General features: G+C 42.6%; 22 protein-coding genes. 18 read left to right on the top strand and 4 right to left on the bottom strand.

Translation table 11 applies throughout. The features are described 5' to 3' along the window. The first annotated feature begins 167 nt into the window (after window positions 1–167). The 7 genes from I6H78_RS04175 to I6H78_RS04145 all read left to right on the top strand — a co-directional run bounded on the left by I6H78_RS04175 (window position 168) and on the right by I6H78_RS04145 (window position 7,501). Window positions 168–1,586 carry an NCS2 family permease gene (locus I6H78_RS04175; RefSeq protein ID WP_000359243.1) on the top strand — a complete coding sequence of 473 codons (1,419 nt, stop codon included), beginning with the start codon at window positions 168–170 and terminating at the stop codon, window positions 1,584–1,586. A gap of 53 nt (window positions 1,587–1,639) precedes the next feature. Then, window positions 1,640–2,347, top strand: coding sequence for a CPBP family intramembrane glutamic endopeptidase (locus I6H78_RS04170; protein WP_000653642.1), 708 nt, complete (start codon window positions 1,640–1,642; stop codon window positions 2,345–2,347). Between the two features lie 76 nt (window positions 2,348–2,423). Beyond that, complete coding sequence (gene folP, locus I6H78_RS04165) at window positions 2,424–3,398, top strand: dihydropteroate synthase (RefSeq protein ID WP_198460170.1); 975 nt, start codon at window positions 2,424–2,426, stop codon at window positions 3,396–3,398. A 1-nt stretch (window position 3,399) separates the two neighbouring features. Beyond that, window positions 3,400–4,698: a bifunctional folylpolyglutamate synthase/dihydrofolate synthase gene (locus tag I6H78_RS04160; RefSeq protein ID WP_198460169.1), complete on the top strand. Its 1,299-nt coding sequence runs from the start codon at window positions 3,400–3,402 to the stop codon at window positions 4,696–4,698. Window positions 4,699–4,701: 3 nt separating this feature from the next. Further along, window positions 4,702–5,256 (top strand): GTP cyclohydrolase I FolE, encoded by a 555-nt coding sequence (gene folE, locus I6H78_RS04155; protein ID WP_061409803.1) that lies wholly within the window; start codon window positions 4,702–4,704, stop codon window positions 5,254–5,256. 147 nt (window positions 5,257–5,403) lie between these two features. Then, a complete protein-coding gene (gene folK, locus I6H78_RS04150) occupies window positions 5,404–6,225 on the top strand; it encodes a 2-amino-4-hydroxy-6-hydroxymethyldihydropteridine diphosphokinase (RefSeq protein ID WP_198460168.1) in 822 nt (273 codons plus the stop codon). After that, window positions 6,218–7,501 carry a DUF308 domain-containing protein gene (locus tag I6H78_RS04145; protein WP_198460167.1) on the top strand — a complete coding sequence of 428 codons (1,284 nt, stop codon included), beginning with the start codon at window positions 6,218–6,220 and terminating at the stop codon, window positions 7,499–7,501. Before folK ends, I6H78_RS04145 begins: the two co-directional genes overlap by 8 nt. A gap of 50 nt (window positions 7,502–7,551) precedes the next feature. On the opposite strand, the gene I6H78_RS04140 is transcribed toward I6H78_RS04145, so the two are convergent. After that, window positions 7,552–7,869: a DUF960 domain-containing protein gene (locus tag I6H78_RS04140; protein ID WP_000886046.1), complete on the bottom strand. Its 318-nt coding sequence runs from the start codon at window positions 7,867–7,869 to the stop codon at window positions 7,552–7,554. Window positions 7,870–8,074: 205 nt separating this feature from the next. Between I6H78_RS04140 and ccpA the strand changes: the two genes are divergently transcribed. Beyond that, on the top strand, window positions 8,075–9,085 hold the full coding sequence (ccpA, locus tag I6H78_RS04135; RefSeq protein WP_001090635.1) for a catabolite control protein A: 1,011 nt from the start codon (window positions 8,075–8,077) through the stop codon (window positions 9,083–9,085). Between the two features lie 247 nt (window positions 9,086–9,332). Here ccpA and I6H78_RS04130 read toward each other — a convergent pair whose 3' ends face one another. Continuing rightward, complete coding sequence (locus I6H78_RS04130) at window positions 9,333–10,295, bottom strand: asparaginase (protein WP_198460166.1); 963 nt, start codon at window positions 10,293–10,295, stop codon at window positions 9,333–9,335. Between the two features lie 65 nt (window positions 10,296–10,360). Between I6H78_RS04130 and I6H78_RS04125 the strand changes: the two genes are divergently transcribed. After that, window positions 10,361–11,746 carry a Cof-type HAD-IIB family hydrolase gene (locus I6H78_RS04125; protein WP_198460165.1) on the top strand — a complete coding sequence of 462 codons (1,386 nt, stop codon included), beginning with the start codon at window positions 10,361–10,363 and terminating at the stop codon, window positions 11,744–11,746. Between the two features lie 36 nt (window positions 11,747–11,782). Here the strand turns inward: I6H78_RS04125 and I6H78_RS04120 are convergent, their stop codons facing one another. Continuing rightward, window positions 11,783–12,235, bottom strand: a complete 453-nt coding sequence (locus I6H78_RS04120; protein WP_000079161.1) for a universal stress protein — start codon at window positions 12,233–12,235, stop codon at window positions 11,783–11,785. A gap of 166 nt (window positions 12,236–12,401) precedes the next feature. Between I6H78_RS04120 and I6H78_RS04115 the strand changes: the two genes are divergently transcribed. From I6H78_RS04115 to rpmH, 3 genes are all read left to right on the top strand, one after another. Then, the gene (locus I6H78_RS04115; protein WP_198460164.1) at window positions 12,402–12,701 is read left to right on the top strand and encodes a hypothetical protein; all 300 of its coding nucleotides are present in this window, start codon (window positions 12,402–12,404) and stop codon (window positions 12,699–12,701) included. Between the two features lie 144 nt (window positions 12,702–12,845). Then, window positions 12,846–14,060, top strand: coding sequence for a pyridoxal phosphate-dependent aminotransferase (locus tag I6H78_RS04110; protein WP_000666454.1), 1,215 nt, complete (start codon window positions 12,846–12,848; stop codon window positions 14,058–14,060). 144 nt (window positions 14,061–14,204) lie between these two features. Continuing rightward, window positions 14,205–14,339: a 50S ribosomal protein L34 gene (gene rpmH, locus I6H78_RS04105; protein WP_000831905.1), complete on the top strand. Its 135-nt coding sequence runs from the start codon at window positions 14,205–14,207 to the stop codon at window positions 14,337–14,339. Window positions 14,340–14,520: 181 nt separating this feature from the next. Here the strand turns inward: rpmH and I6H78_RS04100 are convergent, their stop codons facing one another. Beyond that, a complete protein-coding gene (locus I6H78_RS04100) occupies window positions 14,521–16,365 on the bottom strand; it encodes an APC family permease (RefSeq protein ID WP_198460163.1) in 1,845 nt (614 codons plus the stop codon). A 151-nt stretch (window positions 16,366–16,516) separates the two neighbouring features. Here I6H78_RS04100 and I6H78_RS04095 point away from each other — a divergent pair, with 151 nt between their 5' ends. From I6H78_RS04095 to rsgA, 6 genes are all read left to right on the top strand, one after another. Continuing rightward, window positions 16,517–17,290 carry a TatD family hydrolase gene (locus I6H78_RS04095; protein WP_198460224.1) on the top strand — a complete coding sequence of 258 codons (774 nt, stop codon included), beginning with the start codon at window positions 16,517–16,519 and terminating at the stop codon, window positions 17,288–17,290. Continuing rightward, the gene (gene rnmV / locus I6H78_RS04090) at window positions 17,290–17,853 is read left to right on the top strand and encodes a ribonuclease M5 (RefSeq protein WP_198460162.1); all 564 of its coding nucleotides are present in this window, start codon (window positions 17,290–17,292) and stop codon (window positions 17,851–17,853) included. The genes I6H78_RS04095 and rnmV overlap by 1 nt, the downstream gene beginning before the upstream one ends. Window positions 17,854–17,864: 11 nt before the next feature. Next, window positions 17,865–18,719, top strand: coding sequence for an SDR family NAD(P)-dependent oxidoreductase (locus I6H78_RS04085; protein ID WP_198460161.1), 855 nt, complete (start codon window positions 17,865–17,867; stop codon window positions 18,717–18,719). A 193-nt stretch (window positions 18,720–18,912) separates the two neighbouring features. Beyond that, on the top strand, window positions 18,913–19,248 hold the full coding sequence (locus I6H78_RS04080) for a hypothetical protein (protein ID WP_002874188.1): 336 nt from the start codon (window positions 18,913–18,915) through the stop codon (window positions 19,246–19,248). After that, complete coding sequence (gene rsmA, locus I6H78_RS04075; protein WP_198460160.1) at window positions 19,245–20,117, top strand: 16S rRNA (adenine(1518)-N(6)/adenine(1519)-N(6))-dimethyltransferase RsmA; 873 nt, start codon at window positions 19,245–19,247, stop codon at window positions 20,115–20,117. The genes I6H78_RS04080 and rsmA overlap by 4 nt, the downstream gene beginning before the upstream one ends. 1 nt (window position 20,118) lies before the next feature. Next, window positions 20,119–20,997, top strand: coding sequence for a ribosome small subunit-dependent GTPase A (rsgA, locus tag I6H78_RS04070; protein ID WP_198460159.1), 879 nt, complete (start codon window positions 20,119–20,121; stop codon window positions 20,995–20,997). Window positions 20,998–21,007: the final 10 nt, after the last annotated feature.

The raw sequence follows: 21,007 nt of genomic DNA, 5'->3' as shown, positions 1-21,007 counted from the left end.
TCCAGATAAGATGTCTTCTATTATATCAAAAAGAAGGAAGAAAAGCAGACAAGAACAAAAACTCAGTTGCTTTGATTTGTTAAATAAATCAAACAAACATATTGAAAAGGTGAATGATAAATGATATAATACTAATATTGTTCGTAAAAAACAAAAGGAGATTAAAAATGGACAAACTATTTAAACTAAAAGAGCACGGGACAGATGTCCGTACAGAGGTGCTTGCTGGTTTAACAACATTCTTTGCAATGAGTTATATTCTCTTTGTAAACCCTCAAATGCTTTCCCAAACGGGTATGCCTGTTCAAGGTGTGTTCTTGGCAACGATTATCGGTTCTGTAGTCGGTACTTTGATGATGGCTTTCTATGCTAATTTGCCATACGCACAAGCACCAGGTATGGGACTAAATGCCTTCTTCACATTTACAGTTGTATTTGGGATGGGCTATACTTGGAAAGAAGCTCTTGGTATGGTCTTCATTTGTGGAATTATTTCACTGATTATCACCTTGACAAATGTTCGTAAAATGATCATCGAATCCATTCCTACAACACTTCGTTCAGCTATTTCGGCTGGTATTGGTGTTTTCCTTGCCTATGTTGGAATTAAGAATGCTGGTCTCTTGAAATTCTCAATCGATCCAGGTACTTATACGGTAGCAGGTGAAGGAGCAGACAAGGCTCAAGCTGCACTTACTGCAAACTCAGCAGCTGTTCCAGGCTTGGTAGACTTCAATACTCCAGCAGTATTGGTAGCTCTTGCAGGTTTGGCTATTACCATCTTCTTTGTTGTTAAAGGCATCAAAGGTGGAATCATTCTTTCTATTTTAACAACGACTGTCCTTGCCATTGCTGTTGGTGTTGTCAAATTATCAGGGATTGACTTCGCTAGCAATAATCTTTCATCAGCGGTTAATGATTTAGGAACTTTGTTTGGTGCTGCTCTTGGTTCAGAAGGTTTAGGATCTTTGATTTCAAACACTTCGCGTTTACCAGAAACTTTGATGGCTATTCTTGCCTTCTCACTAACAGATATTTTTGATACAATCGGTACTCTTATCGGTACTGGTGAAAAAGTTGGTATCGTTGCGACAAGTGGGGAAAACCATGAGTCAGTTAAATTGGACAAGGCTCTTTACTCTGACTTGGTGGCAACTTCAGTAGGTGCCATTGCAGGTACTTCAAACGTTACGACCTATGTTGAGTCTGCGGCGGGTATCGGTGCTGGTGGACGTACTGGTTTGACAGCTTTAGTAGTTGCGATCTGTTTTGCTCTATCTAGCTTCTTTAGCCCACTTCTAGCGATTGTTCCGACAGCTGCAACAGCACCAATTTTGATTATCGTCGGAATCATGATGCTTTCTAACTTGAAAAATATTCCTTGGGATGATATGGCTGAAGCGGTTCCTGCCTTCTTCACATCTATCTTTATGGGATTTAGCTACTCTATCACACAAGGGATTGCTGTTGGTTTCTTGACATATACCTTGACAAAAGTTGTCAAAGGTCAAGCCAAGGATGTGCACGTGATGATTTGGATTTTGGATGCCTTGTTTATCCTTAACTATATCAGTATGGCGCTATAAATGGTATAATAGAAAAAGGGGAGTCTCCCTTTTTAATTATAAGGAGGTACATCATGAAAGATAAGACGATTTGGCAAGAGGTTTTGAACAGAGGGAAATGGGTGCTCATCCTTTTGGTGGCTTTTGTTCTATCTCAATTTCCCATAGGACTTGCTTTGTTTTTAGCAAACAAACAGTTTCCGATTTTACAGTCAGGGCTCTTAGTTGGTGCCCTATCCATAGTCGTTTTGATTGTATTCATTATTGGCGCACGAAAAACACAACTTGCTACTTTTAATCTATCCTTTTTTAAGGCAAAAGACTTGGCTCGCTTGGTACTGAGTTATCTAGTGATTTTTGCGACAAATCTCTTGGGTTCACTCCTGCTTCGACTAACAAATGAGGCAACAACCAATAACCAATCAATACTAAATGGTTTAGTTCAGAATAGTTCCTTGATTTCAACTTTCTTCCTGCTAGTCTTGATTGCGCCGATTTGTGAAGAAATTTTGTGTCGCGGAATTATTCCTAAAAAGATCTTCCGTGGAAAAGAAAAACTTGGCTTTGTTGTTGGTGCAATCGTCTTTGCCTTGCTCCATATGCCAACCAATTTACCTTCTGTGATTATTTATGGAGGAATGTCAACGGTTTTGACTTGGACAGCCTATAAGACTGAGCGTTTGGAGATGTCCATTTTGCTTCATATGATTCTCAATGGTATTGCATTTTGTTTGTTGGCCTTATTGGTATTGATTAGTAGAAATCTAGGTCTATCATTCTAAACCATTGGCCTACTTGGAAAAGATGAATACTAACGTGTCCATCTTTTTTCTTTTTATGGTAAAATAGAGAGATAATATGGTAGAGAACCTTAAGGGAGTAACCGTTATGTCCAATAAAGTCAACCGCGAAAAAACAGCCATTTGTGGAATTATCAATGTGACGCCAGATTCCTTTTCAGATGGTGATCAGTTTTTTGCTCTTGAGCAGGCACTCCAGCAAGCTCGTAAATTGATAGCAGAAGGAGCGAGCATGCTAGATATCGGTGGAGAATCGACTCGGCCGGGCAGTAGCTATGTTGAAATAGAAGAGGAAATTCAGCGTGTTGTTCCAGTGATTAAAGCTATCCGTGAGGAAAGTGATGTTCTCATTTCCATCGATACTTGGAAAAGTCAGGTGGCAGAGGCCGCCTTGGCTGCTGGTGCCAATCTAGTAAATGACATTACGGGTCTCATGGGAGATGAGAAAATGGCGGATGTGGTTGCGAAGGCTGGAGCAAAAGTGGTTATCATGTTTAATCCAGTCATGGCTCGTCCTCAGCATCCTAGTTCGCTCATATTTCCTCATTTTGGTTTTGGACAAGCTTTTACAGAAGAAGAGTTAGCTGGCTTTGAAAAAATGCCAATCGAAGACCTGATGAAGGCTTTCTTTGAACGAGCTCTAGCGAGAGCGGATCAATCTGGGATTGCAAGAGAAAATATCCTGCTGGATCCAGGAATTGGCTTTGGTCTGACCAAGAAAGAAAATCTCCTTCTTTTACGGGACTTGGATAAACTCCATCAGAAAGGCTATCCAATCTTTCTTGGAGTTTCGCGCAAGCGATTTGTTATTAATATCCTTGAGGAGAATGGCTTCGAAGTCAATCCTGAGGCCGAACTTGGTTTCCGCAATCGGGACACAGCTTCGGCTCATGTAACCGGTATCGCTACGAGACAGGGTGTCGAAGTGGTGCGCGTGCACGATGTAGCCAGTCACAGGATGGCGGTTGAAATTGCATCTGCTATTCGTTTGGCAGATGACGCAGAAAATCTAGATTTAAAACAATATAAGTAAGATGAACGAAATTCAAAACAATCAGTGGATTGCCCACTACCGGACCGACCAACCGCATTTCGGTTTGGAACGAATGGTAGAACTCCTAGCTTTGCGAGGCAATCCCCATCTCAAACTTAAGGTTATCCATATTGGAGGGACCAATGGCAAGGGGTCTACTATTGCTTTTTTGAAAAAGATGCTGGAAAAGCTAGGTCTAAGAGTTGGGGTGTTCAGCTCGCCCTATCTCATTCATTACACGGATCAGATTAGCATCAATGGGGAATCCATCCCAGAAGCGAGACTAGAAGCCCTCATGGAGGACTATCAGTCTTTGCTTGAGGGGGAGAAGGGCGCTGTTTTACAAGGAACGACCGAGTTTGAGATTATCACTGCCCTAGCCTATGATTATTTTGCCACTGAAAAAGTTGATGTGGCTATCATGGAAGTCGGCATGGGTGGACTTCTGGATAGTACCAATGTTTGCCAGCCAATTTTAACAGGAATTACGACCATTGGACTGGATCATATGGCCCTACTTGGTGACACCTTGGAAGCCATAGCAGAGCAGAAGGCAGGTATTATCAAACAAGGTATTCCCTTGGTAACAGGTCATATTGTTCCAGAAGCTTTGACTGTGATTGACAATATTGCAGAAGCTAAAAATGCGCCTAGACTTACCTATGGAAGTGATTACCAGGTTCGTCATCAAGAAAGCGTGGTAGCGGGTGAAATCTTTGATTATACCAGTTTTGTCAGACAAGGTCGCTTTCAAACAGGCCTGCTCGGTTTGCACCAGATAGAGAATGCGGGGATGGCGCTTGCCCTCCTAGACACTTATTGCCAGGAGACTGGGCGGGAGTTAGCAAGTAATGACTTGGTTGCTCAAGCTTTGAAAGAAACTAGATGGCCAGGGCGTTTGGAGGTCGTGTCTAGTAACCCCTTGCTGTTTTTGGATGGGGCCCACAATCCTCATGCTATCAAGGCTTTATTAGCAACCTTGCAAGGACGCTTTGCGGATTATCATAAGGAAATCCTTTTTACCTGCATCAAAACCAAGGCCCTGGACGATATGCTGGACTTGCTAAAAACGGTGCCAGATAGTCAATTGACTTTAACCCATTTTGACGATAGTCGGGCAACTGATGAAAACGTACTGAAAGAGACAGCAAAGTCTAGAAATCTCAACTATCAAAGTTGGCAGGAGTTTTTAGATCAGAAAATGACAGAAGATGAAGAGAAAAAAACAGTTAGGATTGTCACGGGTTCCTTGTATTTCTTGAGCCAAGTGAGAGCCTACCTAATGGAGAGGAATAACTAGAGAATGGATACACAAAAGATTGAAGCAGCTGTAAAAATGATTATCGAGGCTGTTGGTGAGGACGCTAACCGCGAGGGCTTGCAGGAGACACCTGCTCGCGTAGCCCGTATGTACCAAGAGATTTTTTCAGGTCTTGGCCAAACTGCTGAGGAACACCTGTCAAAATCCTTTGAGATTATTGATGACAATATGGTAGTGGAAAAGGATATCTTTTTCCACACCATGTGTGAACACCACTTTTTGCCATTTTATGGGAGAGCCCACATTGCCTACATTCCAGATGGCCGTGTGGCAGGCTTGTCCAAGCTTGCCCGTACGGTTGAAGTTTATTCTAAAAAACCACAGATTCAAGAACGTTTGAATATTGAGGTTGCTGATGCCTTGATGGACTATCTGGGTGCTAAGGGAGCCTTTGTTGTCATTGAGGCGGAGCATATGTGTATGAGCATGCGTGGTGTCAGAAAACCAGGCACGGCGACTTTGACTACTGTAGCCCGTGGCGTATTTGAAACAGATAAGGACCTCCGAGATCAGGCTTATCGTCTAATGGGACTATAATACTCTTCGAAAATCAGATTCAAACCACGTCAGCTTCACCTTGCCGTACTCAAGTACAGCCTGCGGCTAGCTTCCTAGTTTGCACTTTGATTTTCATTGAGTATAAAAGAATCCGCTTTAAGCGGATTTTTCTAGAAAGGACTAGTTATGGATCAACTGCAGATTAAAGATTTGGAAATTTTTGCCTATCATGGTCTCTTTCCTAGTGAGAAGGAATTGGGGCAGAAGTTTGTTATTTCCGCAAGCTTATCCTATGATATGACCAAGGCGGCGACAGACTTGGATTTAACAGCCTCTGTCCATTACGGAGAATTGTGTCAGCAGTGGACGACCTGGTTTCAGGAAAGCGCTGAGGACTTGATTGAGACGGTAGCCTACAAACTAGTTGAACGTACCTTTGAGAGCTATCCTCTTGTCCAAGAGATTGAGTTGGAACTAAAAAAACCGTGGGCGCCAGTGCATTTACCGTTAGATACCTGCTCGGTGACCATTCACCGTCGTAAGCAGCGGGCCTTTATCGCTCTAGGAAGTAATATGGGAGACAAGAAAGCGAACTTGGAACAAGCTATTGATAAACTGCGGACTCGAGGTATCCATATTCTCAAAGAGTCCAGTGTCTTGGCGACGGAGCCTTGGGGTGGTGTGGAACAAGATAGCTTTGCCAATCAGGTGATTGAAGTAGAAACATGGCTTCCAGCATCAGTCTTATTAGAGACCTTGTTAGCAATTGAGTCCGAGATGGGACGGGTTCGAGAGGTGCATTGGGGACCGCGTTTGATTGATTTGGACCTGCTTTTTGTGGAGGATCAGGTCATTTATACAGACGACCTCATCTTGCCTCATCCTTATATAGCAGAGCGCCTCTTTGTTCTTGAACCGTTAGTGGAAATAGCTCCCCATTTTATCCATCCAATCTTAAAACAACCAATTCGATACTTGGTTGACCAGTTGGAGCAAGGAAATGCCTAAGCTTTCTGAGACCTATAGCAAGTGGAAGAGCACTGGGGAGGGACTACTTGCTATTGTTTTAGGGCTTCTCTTGATTCGTTTTGGACAAGTTATTCCGCGAATGGGGTATCAGTTGCTGATGGGCTACTTTTCCTTGTCAGCAGTTTGGCACTTGTTGACTCGCTGGTTTCAGGATAAAAAACGTCGGGAAAACATTTTTGTAACCTTGGCCAAGCTGGTGGTTGCGGCTCTGGTGTTTGACTCTATCATCTTGCAAGACCTTGCCCTCTATCTCCTGGTTTTTATCATTGCGAGCTACCAGCTGTTTACGGGCATCATTAGTCTTGTGACTTGGTCTCTCTATCGAAAAAATGCTATTCATCCTCGGCTCCATCATCTCTTCGATGCTGTATGGATGATAGGATTTGGGCTTTATAGCATCTCTCCTTTTCACGATGCAGCGAATTTTGAATTGCTCTTGCTTGGGTTTTACTTGCTCATGTTAGGGGCTAGTAGCCTTCGGGATGGTTTCTTTTTTGAAAAGATAGAAAACAATCCCAAGCTGAAACGCCGAATGCGAATGACCTTGCCGATCTTTGTGACAGCTCTGATTCCTATCAGTACCTTGCGCAAACTGAATGAGTGGATGTCAAATAATGAAAGTCAAGAAGGGGAAGTTCATTCAGAAAGAAAAAATGACCAGACGGTTGATCTGGAAATTTTTGTCCATACATCAGAAACCTCCTTCTTCCTCGCCATGGGACATGTGGATATTTGTTATCAAGGGAAGGTTATTTCCTATGGTTCGTATGATCCCCACTCGGAGCGTTTATTCGGCATGGTTGGAGACGGTGTTTTATTTAAGGCCAATCGGGAAAAATACATTGAACTCTGTAAGAGGGAAAGTCAGAAGACCTTATTTGCTTATGGTCTGAGTTTGACGGACCAACAGAAAGCAGCCATCCAAGCTCGTCTAGTAGAGATAGAGGACCTGTTAATTCCTTGGGAACCAAGTTCGCAGTTGATGAAAAGAAGAGAGGGAGAGGTCAAGCATACCTACTCCTACCAACTGAAAGAGGAAGCGGATGCGATGCTTTATAAATTCAGCTCATCCGAGTTTAAGACCTACTTTGTTCTCAGTACCAATTGTGTTTTGCTGGCAGACTCTATCGTAGGAAAAGCTGGGACAGATATATTGAGTCCCCAGGGATTCATTGTGCCAGGGACTTATCAGGATTACCTTGACTTAGAGTATACAAAACCCAATGGTCTAGTAGTTAGCCGCTCCATTTATTAGAAAAAGAAAACTCTAGTTCCTCAGCAGTTTACGCCGAGAAGCTAGAGTTTTTAAAATAAGTCATTTTCTTCTGGAAGGAGGATGGTTTCTCTGCCGTCCATATCTAAAACAAGGACCCTAGGAGGATAAAGCGGATCGAAAGGATGATTGAAGTCAAAATCGATGCTAGTCGGAAGGTGCTGACTCGAGAAATGGAAGGTGATGGTCCCCTTATTGTTAAGCAGTTGAAACTCAAGTTCTTCTTCTAATTCAAAGACATTTTTCAGGAAATGATCGATAATATACCATAAAGAGTCAATGACATCGTCAGGCAGGCTGGTCACGACGCCAAAACTAGCGGAACGTCTCTGTGTATTTGTAAAAGCCATGTTTTCCTCCCCCTTTTATTTTTTCTTATCATACAGCAAAATATCTCAAAAATCAAGAAATCGTACTTGCTTTTTCAAAATGAGAATAAACTGTGAAATTTTTTCAAAGTTTCTCTAAAAAATACTTGAAAGTGTTTACAATAAGTGATAAAATGGAGTAAGTAGATGCGTGAAAGCGAAATTTTCATTATAGAAAGGAAACGGAATGAACACAGATGATACAGTAACGATTTATGATGTCGCCCGTGAAGCAGGAGTTTCAATGGCAACAGTTAGCCGTGTCGTTAATGGCAACAAGAATGTTAAAGAGAACACTCGAAAAAAAGTCCTAGAAGTGATTGATCGCTTGGACTATCGTCCAAATGCGGTAGCACGTGGTTTGGCTAGCAAGAAAACAACGACAGTCGGAGTTGTGATTCCTAACATTACCAATGGTTATTTCTCAACACTTGCTAAGGGAATTGACGACATTGCTGAAATGTACAAGTATAACATTGTCCTTGCAAATAGTGATGAGGATGATGAAAAGGAAGTTTCAGTGGTTAACACTCTCTTTTCAAAACAAGTCGATGGGATTATCTTTATGGGCTATCACTTGACTGAAAAGATTCGTTCAGAGTTCTCTCGTTCACGGACACCGGTTGTTCTTGCTGGTACTGTGGATGTTGAACACCAACTTCCAAGTGTGAATATCGACTACAAACAAGCAACGATTGATGCCGTGAGCTATCTTCTCAAAGAAAATGAGAAAATTGCTTTTGTGAGTGGACCACTCGTCGATGATATCAATGGCAAGGTTCGTTTGATTGGTTATAAGGAAGCCTTGAAAAAAGCTGGGCATTCTTATAGTGAGGGCTTGGTCTTTGAATCAAAATACAGCTATGACGATGGTTATGCCTTGGCAGAACGCTTGATTTCATCACAAGCTACAGCCGCAGTTGTAACAGGTGATGAATTGGCGGCGGGTGTGTTGAATGGTTTGGCTGACCACGGTGTGTCTGTGCCAGAAGAGTTTGAAATCATTACGACAGATGACTCTCAGATTGCACGATTCACTCGTCCAAACTTGACTACTATTGCCCAACCTCTTTATGACCTAGGTGCTATCAGCATGCGTATGTTGACTAAGATTATGCATAAGGAAGAGTTGGAAGAACGTGAAGTTCTCCTGCCTCATGGTTTGACAGAACGTCGCTCTACACGAAAACGTAAATAGAAAAAATCAGGAAATCGTGAGATTTCCTGGTTTTGCTTTCTAGAGAAGGAGTTATACTCAATGAAAATCAAAGAGCAAACTAGGAAGCTAGCCGTAGGTTGCTCAAAGCACTGCTTTGAAGTTGTGGATAGAACTGACGAAGTCAGCTCAAAACATGGTTTTGAGGTTGTAGATGAAACTGACGAAGTCAGTAACATATATACGGTAAGGCGACGCTGACGTGGTTTGAAGAGATTTTCGAAGAGGATTAGCCTTCCATATAGTCTTTTAAGGCTTGTCCTTTTAGTCCAGCATTAAGGGCAATTAATAATTTGAGGCGAGCTTTTTGAGCGTTGAGTTCTTTGACAAAGAGAACGCCAGACTCTTGCAACTGAACCCCCCCACCTTGGTAGGCATAAACAGGTTCAGCAATACCGTTAAAGCACCGTGAGACCAAGGCGACTGGGATTCCTTTTTGGAGGAGATTTTCCAACTTTTGAGCTGTTTCTTTTGGGATATTACCTGCTCCGAAGGCCTGAATGACTAGGCCGTCCAGCTGTTCCAAGTCTAACATATCGATCAGCTCGTCTGTCATACCGGCATAGGCTGAGATGATGGGAACCAGACCCTGAATTTGTTCGAGATTAAAACGGACACGAGGTTCAGCCGTTTTGAAGTAGAGGATTTCTTGCTTCATGATGAGGCCAAGTGGTCCATGTGTTGGGGTTTGAAAGGTGCTGACGTTGGTTGTATGAGTTTTGGTAACATACTTGGCTGCGTGGATCTCATCGTTCATGACGACCAGCACACCTTTGTCGGCTGCTTTATCATCACTGGCAACTCGCAAAGCGCTCAGATAGTTATAAACACCATCGCTACCAAGTTCGTTTGAACTACGCATGGCCCCTGTTAGAACGATGGGGATAGGCGGGATTTTCATGGTATCAAGGAAGTAGGCTGTTTCTTCTAAGGTATCTGTACCATGTGTGATGACAACTCCATCATAGTTATCAGCTTCCTCTTTAATCTTATGATAGAGTGCAAGCATATGATTGGGTTTGATATGAGGGCTTGGCAGATTAAAAAAGTCTAGGGCATGAACCTCAATCCCTTCAAGCGGATTGGAAACATGGTTCATGGGATTTTCCTGGCTAGTTACAACGGCACCAGTGGCATCTGCTTGCATGGAAATAGTCCCACCTGTATGTAAAACAAGGATTTTCTTAGGCATGATTTAGTCACTCTTTCTGAAATGTGGTATAATCATTGTAACACAAAAGGGGAGAATGGGATAGGATGGAAGTCAAAGCTGTTTTTTTTGATATCGATGGAACGTTAGTCAACGATCGCAAGAGTGTTTTGGAATCCACTAAGGACGCGATTAAGATTGTTAAAGAGCAAGGGGTACTTGTCGGAGTAGCGACAGGACGAGGGCCTTTCTTTGTCAAGGAATTGATGGAAGACTTGGACCTAGACTTTGCGGTGACCTACAATGGCCAATACATTTTTAATAAAGAAAAGGTACTCTTTGCAAGTCCAATCGCTAAGTCAAGCCTACGTCAACTGATTGCTTATGCTAAAAAGGAGCGTAAAGAAATCGCTCTTGGAACCGAGCATGCTGTTGTTGGTTCGAAGATTATGTCATTTGGTCTCGGCTCCTTTTCCCAACTGGTTAGTCGTTTTATCCCGACTGTGCTGACAAGAACTGTTAGTCGCTCTTTTAATCGGATGGTCAGCAAGGCAGTTCCTCAAAAAGAAGACGACTTGCTTAACTTGATTAATCAACCCATTTATCAAGTTTTAATGCTGATGACGCCAGAAGAATCTGAGAAGGCAGCAGCTGATTTTGAAGATTTAAAATTAACTCGAAGCAATCCTTTTGCAGCAGATATCATCAATCAAGGGAATTCCAAACTAGAAGGTATTCGCCGAGTCGGGAAAGAATATGGCTTTGATCTCAACCAAGTCATGGCCTTTGGTGATTCCGACAACGATTTGGAAATGTTGGCGGGTGTTGGGATGTCGGTCGCTATGGGAAATGGCAGTAGCAGTGTCAAAGAAGTTGCCAAGCATATTACGGCAAGTAATCAACAAGATGGTATCCACAAGGCGCTCGAGCACTTTGGTGTTTTGGCTTCAGAAAAAGTGTTTGTCAGTCGAGACTACCACTTTAATAAGGTCAAAACCTTCCACCACATGATGGATGAACGAACTCAAGAAGAGCCACAGGCATGGGATGCTGAAGGTGCAACCCACCGCGCAGACTTTAAAATTGAAGAATTAGTAGAGTTTGTTCGCGCAGCAAGTTCTTCGGAGGAAGAATTCCAAAACTCCCTTGCAAGCATGCATAAGGCACTTGATAAGGCGGCAGAGAAAGTGGCGAAAAAGACACCTGCTAAGCAAAACTTGGTCGGTCAAGTGGATGCTTTGATCGACACACTGTATTTCACATACGGTAGTTTTGTATTGATGGGAGTAGATCCAGAACGTATTTTTGATATTGTCCATGAAGCAAATATGGGAAAGGTTTTCCCTGATGGAAAAGCTCATTTTGACCCAGTTACACACAAGATTTTAAAACCAGATGACTGGGAAGAAAAATATGCTCCGGAACCTGCCATCCGACAGGAACTACAACGTCAGTTTAAAGCTTATGAGCGACATAAAGAAAGAAAAAAATAGAAACAAAAAGGAGCTCAAGGCTCCCTTTTTTAATGACTACAATGTTTTTTCTCTTTCTCTCACGACTAGCAAATCAACTTTTGCATGGCGGAGAATGTACTCAGATGAAGATCCGACCAAGAGGCGTTCAAAGGCATTGAGCCCTGTTGCACCAACGAGAATCAGGTCAACATTTTCTGCGTCTGGAATAGTACGGGCAAGGAGGGTTTTTGGATTTCCCATTTCGATGACGATGTGAATATCGGTCACACCAGCATCTCTTGCGCGCTTTTCGTACTCCTTCATCAGACTTTCAGCATCGACTTGGAGTTCTTCGTAAACTTCAGCATCAAAGGTAGACACGCTTTGAAGAGCGCGTGTGTCGATAACATGGGCAATGGTGAGCTTGGATTCGTTGCGTAGAGCAGTGTAAACACCTTTGACGAAAGCCAAATCCGCTTCTTTAGAACCATCAATTGCGACCATAACATTTTGGTAACGTTGTGCCATAATGAAACCTCCTGAAATTTTCTTACTGTTATTGTAACCCTTTTCACTAAAGAAGTAAAGTAAAAATCATATTTCAATAAATATTATTGGAGATTCGATTTGGTGGAGATATGTTAAAATAAAAGAAAACGGGATAGTAGGAAACACAGCGAGGGGATGAGAAAGTATGAAAGATTTTGTTCAAGCTTCTAAAAAAATAAGTTTTCTTTATCATGGAATGATCCTTGCGTCACTTGTAGGTGAAGTAGTGATGCTTTGGCAGCTGGAAAGAGTCGTGCCCGTTCTCTATCCAGGTTTTGTTGGATTTCTTCTCTTTCACCTAATCTACCACATCATTTTATTTGTGATTGCAAAGAGAAGTGGTCGCTTGGACTATTTGATCACGTGGGGGCTCTTTCTCATGTTTAATCTTTTGTATGACTCTTTTATAGCGCTGATCTTTCTAGGTTTGTCTTTTGGTATGTGAGAAAATACTTCTGTATTCTAGTTGTTTAGACGGTGAGAACCTAGTCGTTGTGAGTTTTTTTCTTTGCTTGCTCATTTCAGGAAACTTGTCGCAATCCCTTTCTAGTGGTATAATGTTACTATCTCGATGAATTGAGGAAACAAGATGAAAGAATATAACAAGTCTAGTAAGTTAGAGCACGTTGCCTATGATATCCGTGGCCCTGTTTTGGAAGAAGCCATGCGGATGCGAGCAAACGGAGAAAAGATTTTACGTCTGAATACAGGGAATCCAGCAGAATTTGGCTTTACAGCGCCAGACGAGGTCATTCATGACTTGATTATGAATGCGCGTGATAGTGAGGGATATTCTGACTCCAAAGGGATTTTCTCAGCCCGCAAGGCCATCATGCAGTATTGCCAACTGAAGAAATTTCCCAATGTGGACATTGATGATATCTACCTTGGAAATGGTGTCAGTGAGCTGATTGTTATGTCCATGCAAGGGCTTTTGGATAATGGCGATGAGGTCTTGGTACCTATGCCGGACTATCCTCTCTGGACAGCAGCGGTCAGCCTAGCTGGGGGAAATGCTGTTCACTATATCTGTGATGAAGCTGCAGAGTGGTACCCAGATATTGATGATATTAAGTCAAAAATTACTTCCAATACCAAGGCAATCGTCCTTATCAATCCGAACAACCCAACTGGAGCCCTTTATCCTAAGGAACTCTTGTTGGAGATTATTGAGATTGCTCGTCAGAACGATTTGATCATCTTTGCAGATGAGATTTATGACCGCATGGTGATGGATGGGCATGTGCATACGCCTGTGGCGAGCTTGGCACCAGATGTTTTCTGTGTCAGCATGAATGGTTTGTCAAAATCTCACCGTATCGCTGGTTTCCGTGTAGGATGGATGGTCTTGTCTGGTCCTAAGCACCATGTCAAGGGCTATATCGAAGGTCTCAATATGCTGTCCAATATGCGTCTTTGCTCTAACGTTTTGGCCCAGCAAGTCGTACAAACTTCACTAGGTGGGCACCAGTCAGTGGATGAATTGCTCCTTCCTGGTGGACGAATCTATGAGCAAAGAAACTTCATTTACAATGCCATTCAAGATATCCCAGGTTTGTCTGCGGTCAAGCCGAAGGCGGGTCTTTATATCTTCCCTAAAATCGACCGCAATATGTACCGCATTGATGATGATGAACAGTTCGTTCTTGATTTCTTGAAGCAGGAAAAGGTTCTCTTGGTTCATGGTCGTGGTTTTAACTGGAAGGAACCAGACCATTTCCGTATCGTTTACCTTCCTCGTGTGGACGAATTGGCGCAAATTCAAGAAAAGATGACACGTTTCTTGAGTCAGTATCGTAGATAAGGCTTTCATAGGGAAAAGCAGGAAACATTTCCTTAGAGCTATTGACAAATAGGTCAGAATCAGATAGAATAGTAAAGTATGTTTAGTAACTGATCACTTTATAGCCGGCTAAACGAATACAAAATCTATGAGGAGGTATTCATCGTGAAACGTACTTATCAACCAAGTAAACTTCGTCGTGCGCGTAAACACGGATTCCGTAACCGTATGTCAACTAAAAACGGTCGTCGCGTATTGGCAGCTCGTCGTCGTAAAGGACGCAAAGTTTTGGCTGCATAATCCAAACGAATTCAACAAAGAAGTCAGTAGGAACTCGAGTCTACTGGCTTTTCTTTTGATTTTAAAGAGTGCATTGTCCACGAAATCGGTCATTTTAGATGAAACTCATGGAGGGCTCATTTAAAAGGTCACATCCAAAAAACTCAAAACCAGATATAAGTTACTGATTTTGAGTTTTTGTTTATTCTTTTAAGTGATAAGAGTAGCTAGCGACAACGACGTCTTCATGCCATCTGAGAGCGTATTTTAGTTTAAGGCTCATTTGATTGTGCAGGATATTTTGCCAAGGCTTGTTAGGAATAAATTGTGGTACAAGAACTGTAACGGTGTAGTTTTTTTGCTTAGCTTCTTGGGCGATTCGTTTGACATACTTAACGCTAGGGGTGATGATGTCGCGGTAGCTGGTATTGATATTCTTCAGAGTGATATTTGGGAAGTAATCGGCAAATTCCTGAAGAATTTCTTGGTCTTTTTCTGCCGTTTCTTTAGTAGAAATGTGCATGGCTAACACTTCGTCACCGATACTTTGAGCGTAGTTAATGGCTCCGACACTTACTCGAGTGACATTTCCTACTAGGACAAGGACACGGTTGCCGTCGTAAGTGCGCTTTTCAATTCCTTCGTAGAGTCGCAGTTGTTTTGCCACTTTTTGGTAATGGCTGTGAATGGACAAAAAGAGGAAGGTTAAGACTAGGATAATTGGGAAGAATGGCCAGATATCACCCAGTCTGAAGAGGAGTAAAATGAGAACGATAGCATAACAAATGATGGCCCCAAGGATATTAGCAAAGGCAGGTTTTAAGAAGTTTGCTCCTTTTTCCTTTTTCCAATGGCGAATCATCCCAGTCTGAGAAAGGGCAAAGGGAACGAAGACCCCGATAGTATAAAGAGGAATCAAGCGTTCAGTATTGCCGTTAAAAATGAGAAGAAGGATCATAGCTCCAAAAGCCAGAGTTAAGATACCGTTGGAGTAGCCAAGACGATCCCCTTTTTCCATAAAGAGATGGGGCATGTACTTGTTTTTAGCCATATTGTAAGCCAGCATAGGGAAGGCTGAAAAGCCAGTATTTGCAGCTACGGCTAGAATCAAGGCTGTTGAGAACTGGAAGAGATAGTAGCTAGCATGACCAAAGAATGAATCACCAAGAATGCCCTTGGCCATTTGCGAGAGGATGGTTTCTCCATTTTGAGGTGTGATGCCCATCCAGTAGTTTAGGAAGGTAATGCCTGCAAAAAGAAATCCTAAAATCAGCGACATGATGGTCAGGGTCTGAGCAGCATTCTTTTCTTTCGGAGTTTTGAAAAATGGTACCGCATTTGAAATAGCCTCAACCCCTGTCAGAGAGGCAGAGCCACTGGTAAAGGCTCTCAATAGGAGAACGATGGAAAGGCTCGGAACAGTTTGTCCAATGGTTGAAGTCGCCTGATAGTTTAGGGAACCTGTGAATAGTTGAAAGAACCCATAAAGCAAGAGAAAGACGGTACTGAAGATAAAGAGGTAGACGGGAATCATCAGAGAGCTGGCAGATTCTTTCAAACCTCTTAAATTCAAGAGCATGAGCAGACAGACTAGGAAAATAGAGATATGAAGATTATAGGGATGGAGGGCAGGGATGGCTGCTGTAATAGCATCAGCTCCAGACGCAACGGATACGGCTACTGTCAGCATATAGTCAACAAGGAGGCTACCACCTGCAATCAAGCCTAGTTCAGGGGAGAGATTTTCCCGAGTGACCATATAAGCCCCTCCACCTTGAGGATAGGCGTGAATAATTTGACGATAGGAAATGGTCAAACTAGCGAGGAGTAAGAGGACAAAAATACCGATAGGGAGGCTCCACCAAATAGCGAGAGGAGAGAGACTGACTAAAACGAGAATGACTTGTTCAGGTCCATAGGCAATAGAAGACAGGGCATCACTGGATAACATTGCAAGTGCTTGCATTTTTCCAAGTAATCCCCCTTCACCATCTGTGAGAGACTTGAGTGGTCGACCGATAAAGGTATATTTTAATTTTCTAAACATTTTCTTTTCCTTTGCTGAAAATTTCAATAAGTGTTATTATACTGCTTTGAAAAAAGGCAGTCAAGGGAGAATGATCGGTATTAGAATATTTTTACAAGCCGGGAGATGCTATTTTTGGTATAATAGATGGAAGAAAATGAGGTTAGAAGAGATGATTTTTGATACGCACACACATTTAAATGTAGAAGAATTTGCAGGACGTGAGGCAGAAGAAATCGCCTTGGCTGCTGAGATGGGTGTGACACAGATGAATATTGTTGGTTTTGATAAGCCGACCATTGAACGAGCCCTGGAATTGGCAGATGAGTATGAGCAACTCTACGCAACTATTGGCTGGCATCCAACGGAAGCTGGCACTTACACAGATGAGGTCGAAGTTTACTTGCTTGAAAAGCTTAAGCATCCCAAGGTTGTTGCCTTGGGGGAGATTGGTCTGGACTACCATTGGATGACAGCATCTAAGGAAGTGCAGGAACAGGTTTTTCGTCGTCAGATTCAGCTGTCTAAGGATTTGAACTTGCCTTTTGTGGTCCACACTCGTGATGCGCTAGAAGATACTTATGAGATTATCAAGAGAGAGGGCGTTGGTCCTCGTGGTGGGATTATGCATTCCTTCTCAGGTTCTTTGGAGTGGGCTGAGAAGTTTGTCGAGCTTGGTATGACTATTTCTTTCTCAGGAGTGGTGACCTTTAAGAAAGCGACAGATATCCAAGAGGCTGCTAGGGAACTTCCTTTGGATAAGATTTTGGTAGAAACAGATGCCCCTTACTTGGCTCCTGTTCCTAAACGTGGTCGTGAAAACAAAACAGCCTACACACGCTATGTGGTGGACTTTATTGCCGCCTTGCGCGGGATGACGACCGAGGAATTAGCAGTTATAACAACTGCAAATGCAGAGCATATCTTTGGATTGGACAGCAAGTGATGAAAGAAAAAATTTCCCAAGTCATCGTGGTCGAAGGTCGCGATGATACGGCCAATCTCAAACATTACTTTGACGTAGAAACCTATGAGACACGAGGTTCCGCTATAAATGACCAGGATATAGAACGTATTCAGCGCCTGCATGAACTGCATGGAGTCATTGTCTTTACGGACCCAGATTTTAATGGAGAGCGGATCCGGCGCATGATTATGACGGCCATTCCAACTGTGCAGCATGCCTTTCTAAAGCGAGATGAGGCTGTTCCCAAATCTAAGTCCAAGGGACGTTCTCTGGGAATTGAACACGCCAGCTATGAAGATCTAAAAACAGCGCTGACTCAGGTGACAGAGCAATTTGAAAGCGAGAACGAGTTTAACATCAGCCGTGGTGACTTGATTCGCCTAGGTTTCCTAGCGGGAGCAGACAGTCGTAGACGCCGAGAGTATCTAGGCGAACAGCTTCGCATCGGCTATTCCAACGGCAAGCAACTCCTCAAGCGTTTAGAGTTGTTTGGCGTAACCTTGGCAGAAGTGGAAGAAGTTATGACAAAATATTCAGTTTAAAGGAGTAAAAAATGGAAAAAGTAATTATTACCGGTGGTAACAGTGGCATCGGTTATCAAGCTGCAAGGCAGTTAGCTGAGAAAGGGTGGTCAGTGACCCTATTTTGTAGGCGGCAAGAGGCTGCCGAGCAAGCTTGTGAGGAAATTCGTCAGCAGACAGGAAATCCACATGTAGATTATATCTTGGCTGATTTATCTGATTTGGAGAGTATCAAGAAAGCGGTAGAACAGTATATCCAAAAAGAAGAGACTTTGGATGTTTTAATTAACAATGCAGCGGATTTTGATTTATCGGTCAAAAAGCCAATCCTGACTAAGGAGGGATTAGAAAAGCAATTTGCGACCAATGTTGTTGCCCCTTTCTTGCTTTCTATCCTGTTGAAAGGTTTGTTGGAAAAGTCAGAGAGTGGTCGGATTATTAATATTTCTTCTCAAGGGCTGATGCTTTATCCTTTCATGAAGCTTGATTTTGAAAATTTAGCTGGTCAAAAACATTATAGTCCTGCCAAGACCTATTATCAGAATAAACTAGCCTTGTTGATGTTGTCGCTTTATATGCGGAAACATTGGAAAGGTATCAAGGTTCAGGCAATCCGTGTGACCAATGTCAAAGTAGATATGCGCCGCTATGATCACCTCAGCGCTTTTATGAAAAATCTTTATAAAATCAAGTCAAGATTTTCAATTAGTCCTGAAGAAATGGCCAAAGTCTACACAGCCTTATCTACAGAAGATGGATATGACGGTTTTTTGTATGACGAGAAATGCAGGGAAGTAAAAGCAAATAGATCTGCTTACGAAGAAGAAGAGCAAGCAAAACTCTATTCCTTACTTGAACAACTGACCTTTTCAAGAGACAATCTATAAAGAATTAGAAAAATAAATTTTATGCTTATTTCAATAGTGGAAAGAAATTTAGATATCGAAATCTGTTTGGAGAGTCCTGAAAAGTGATAACAATAGCCAGATAACCCAAAAATACAAAAGGAATGTGTTACAATAGAGGTACTTAGATTTATTTTGATAGCGTTAAAATAGAAGCTTATAAGGACAGTGCGAAATGAAAATTCGAGTTGATAGAGATTCTGTGTGTATGGGAGACGATGCATTGTCTCATGAGACAGAATTTGAGATTCCTGAAGAAATGACGGTGAAAGAATTTTTTGACTTTCTAGAAAAGGAACGTTATTTGCCGTCTGTTCAAGGAAACAATGTCGCTTGGGAACTCCGTAATCGAAATGGGGAACAAGGTGTTTATTTCACCAAAACACGAGAGATTATCCATCCAAATGCGGTCTTAAAAGAGATGTTGGAAGGAATTACTGAGACTCCCTTATTTGTTTTGCTCTATCATTATACTCCGGAAGCATATTATATTAGAAAAGAGAATAAATGAGAATTGCAGATTATAGCGTGACTAAGGCGGTGCTGGAGCGTCACGGTTTTACCTTTAAAAAGTCCTTTGGGCAAAATTTCCTAACGGATACCAATATTCTTCAAAAAATCGTGGATACAGCTGAGATTGATGATCAGGTTAATGTCATTGAAATCGGTCCAGGAATTGGTGCCTTGACAGAATTTTTGGCTGAGCGTGCGGCAGAGGTCATGGCTTTTGAGATTGACCACCGTTTGGTACCGATTTTAGCGGATACCCTGCGTGATTTTGATAATGTGACCGTAGTCAACGAGGACATTCTCAAGGTCGACTTGGCGCAACATATCCAGAATTTCAAAAATCCAGACCTACCAATCAAGGTAGTAGCCAACTTGCCTTACTACATTACGACTCCTATTCTCATGCACTTGATTGAGAGTGGCATTCCTTTTAGTGAGTTTGTGGTCATGATGCAAAAAGAAGTGGCGGACCGTATCTCAGCACAGCCAAATACTAAGGCTTATGGTAGTTTGTCGATTGCGGTGCAGTATTATATGACAGCCAAGGTTGCCTTCATTGTGCCCCGTACGGTCTTTGTGCCAGCGCCAAATGTGGACTCAGCCATTTTAAAAATGGTGCGCCGTCCAGAGCCTGCTGTAACAGTAAAAGATGAGAACTTCTTCTTTAAGGTATGCAAGGCTAGTTTCACCCATCGTCGCAAGACCTTGTGGAACAACTTAACAGGTTACTTTGGCAAGACTGATGAAATCAAGGACAAACTGACCAAGGCTTTGGATCAGGCAGGCTTGTCACCAAGTGTGCGTGGTGAAGCTCTCAGCTTAGAAGAATTTGCCAGTCTAGCTGATGCGCTTAAAGGACAAGGACTCTAAGATGAAGGGACAAATTATTAAAGCCTTGGCAGGATTCTACTATGTAGAGAGTGATGGCCAAGTCTATCAGACGCGCGCGCGTGGGAATTTTCGTAAAAAAGGCCACACACCCTACGTTGGGGATTGGGTAGACTTTTCTGCCGAGGAAAACTCAGAAGGCTATATTCTTAAGATTTACGAACGGAAAAATAGCCTGGTCCGTCCACCTATTGTCAATATTGACCAAGCTGTGGTGATCATGTCCGTCAAGGAACCGGACTTCAACAGCAATTTGCTGGATCGCTTCTTGGTACTCTTAGAACATAAGGGCATCCATCCTGTCGTCTATATTTCTAAAATGGACTTGCTGGAAGATAGGGGAGAATTAGATTTTTACCAACAAACCTATGGTGCTATTGGTTACGATTTTGTGACCAGCAAGGAGGAGCTCCTGCCTCTGTTGACAGGTAAGGTTACAGTTTTCATGGGGCAGACAGGTGTTGGGAAATCAACCCTTCTCAATAAAATCGCACCGGACCTCAATCTTGAAACAGGAGAAATCTCAGTCAGTCTGGGTCGCGGTCGCCATACCACTCGAGCTGTTAGTTTTTACAACCTCAATGGGGGTAAAATCGCGGACACACCAGGCTTTTCATCACTGGATTATGAAGTGTCAACGGCTGAAGACCTCAATCAGGCCTTTCCAGAGATTGCCAGTGTCAGTCGAGATTGTAAGTTCCGTAGCTGTACCCATACTCATGAGCCTTCTTGTGCGGTCAAGCCAGCAGTAGAAGAGGGTATCATTGCAACCTTCCGTTTTGACAACTACCTGCAATTCCTTAGTGAGATTGAAAATCGCAGAGAAACCTATAAAAAAGTCAGCAAAAAAATTCCAAAATAAGGAGAAACCT

Source organism: Streptococcus oralis (assembly GCF_016127915.1).
Taxonomy (GTDB): Bacteria; Bacillota; Bacilli; order Lactobacillales; family Streptococcaceae; genus Streptococcus; species Streptococcus oralis_BO.
Note: the sequence above shows the minus strand (reverse complement) of the source record. Positions and strands in the feature narration are given on the sequence as shown.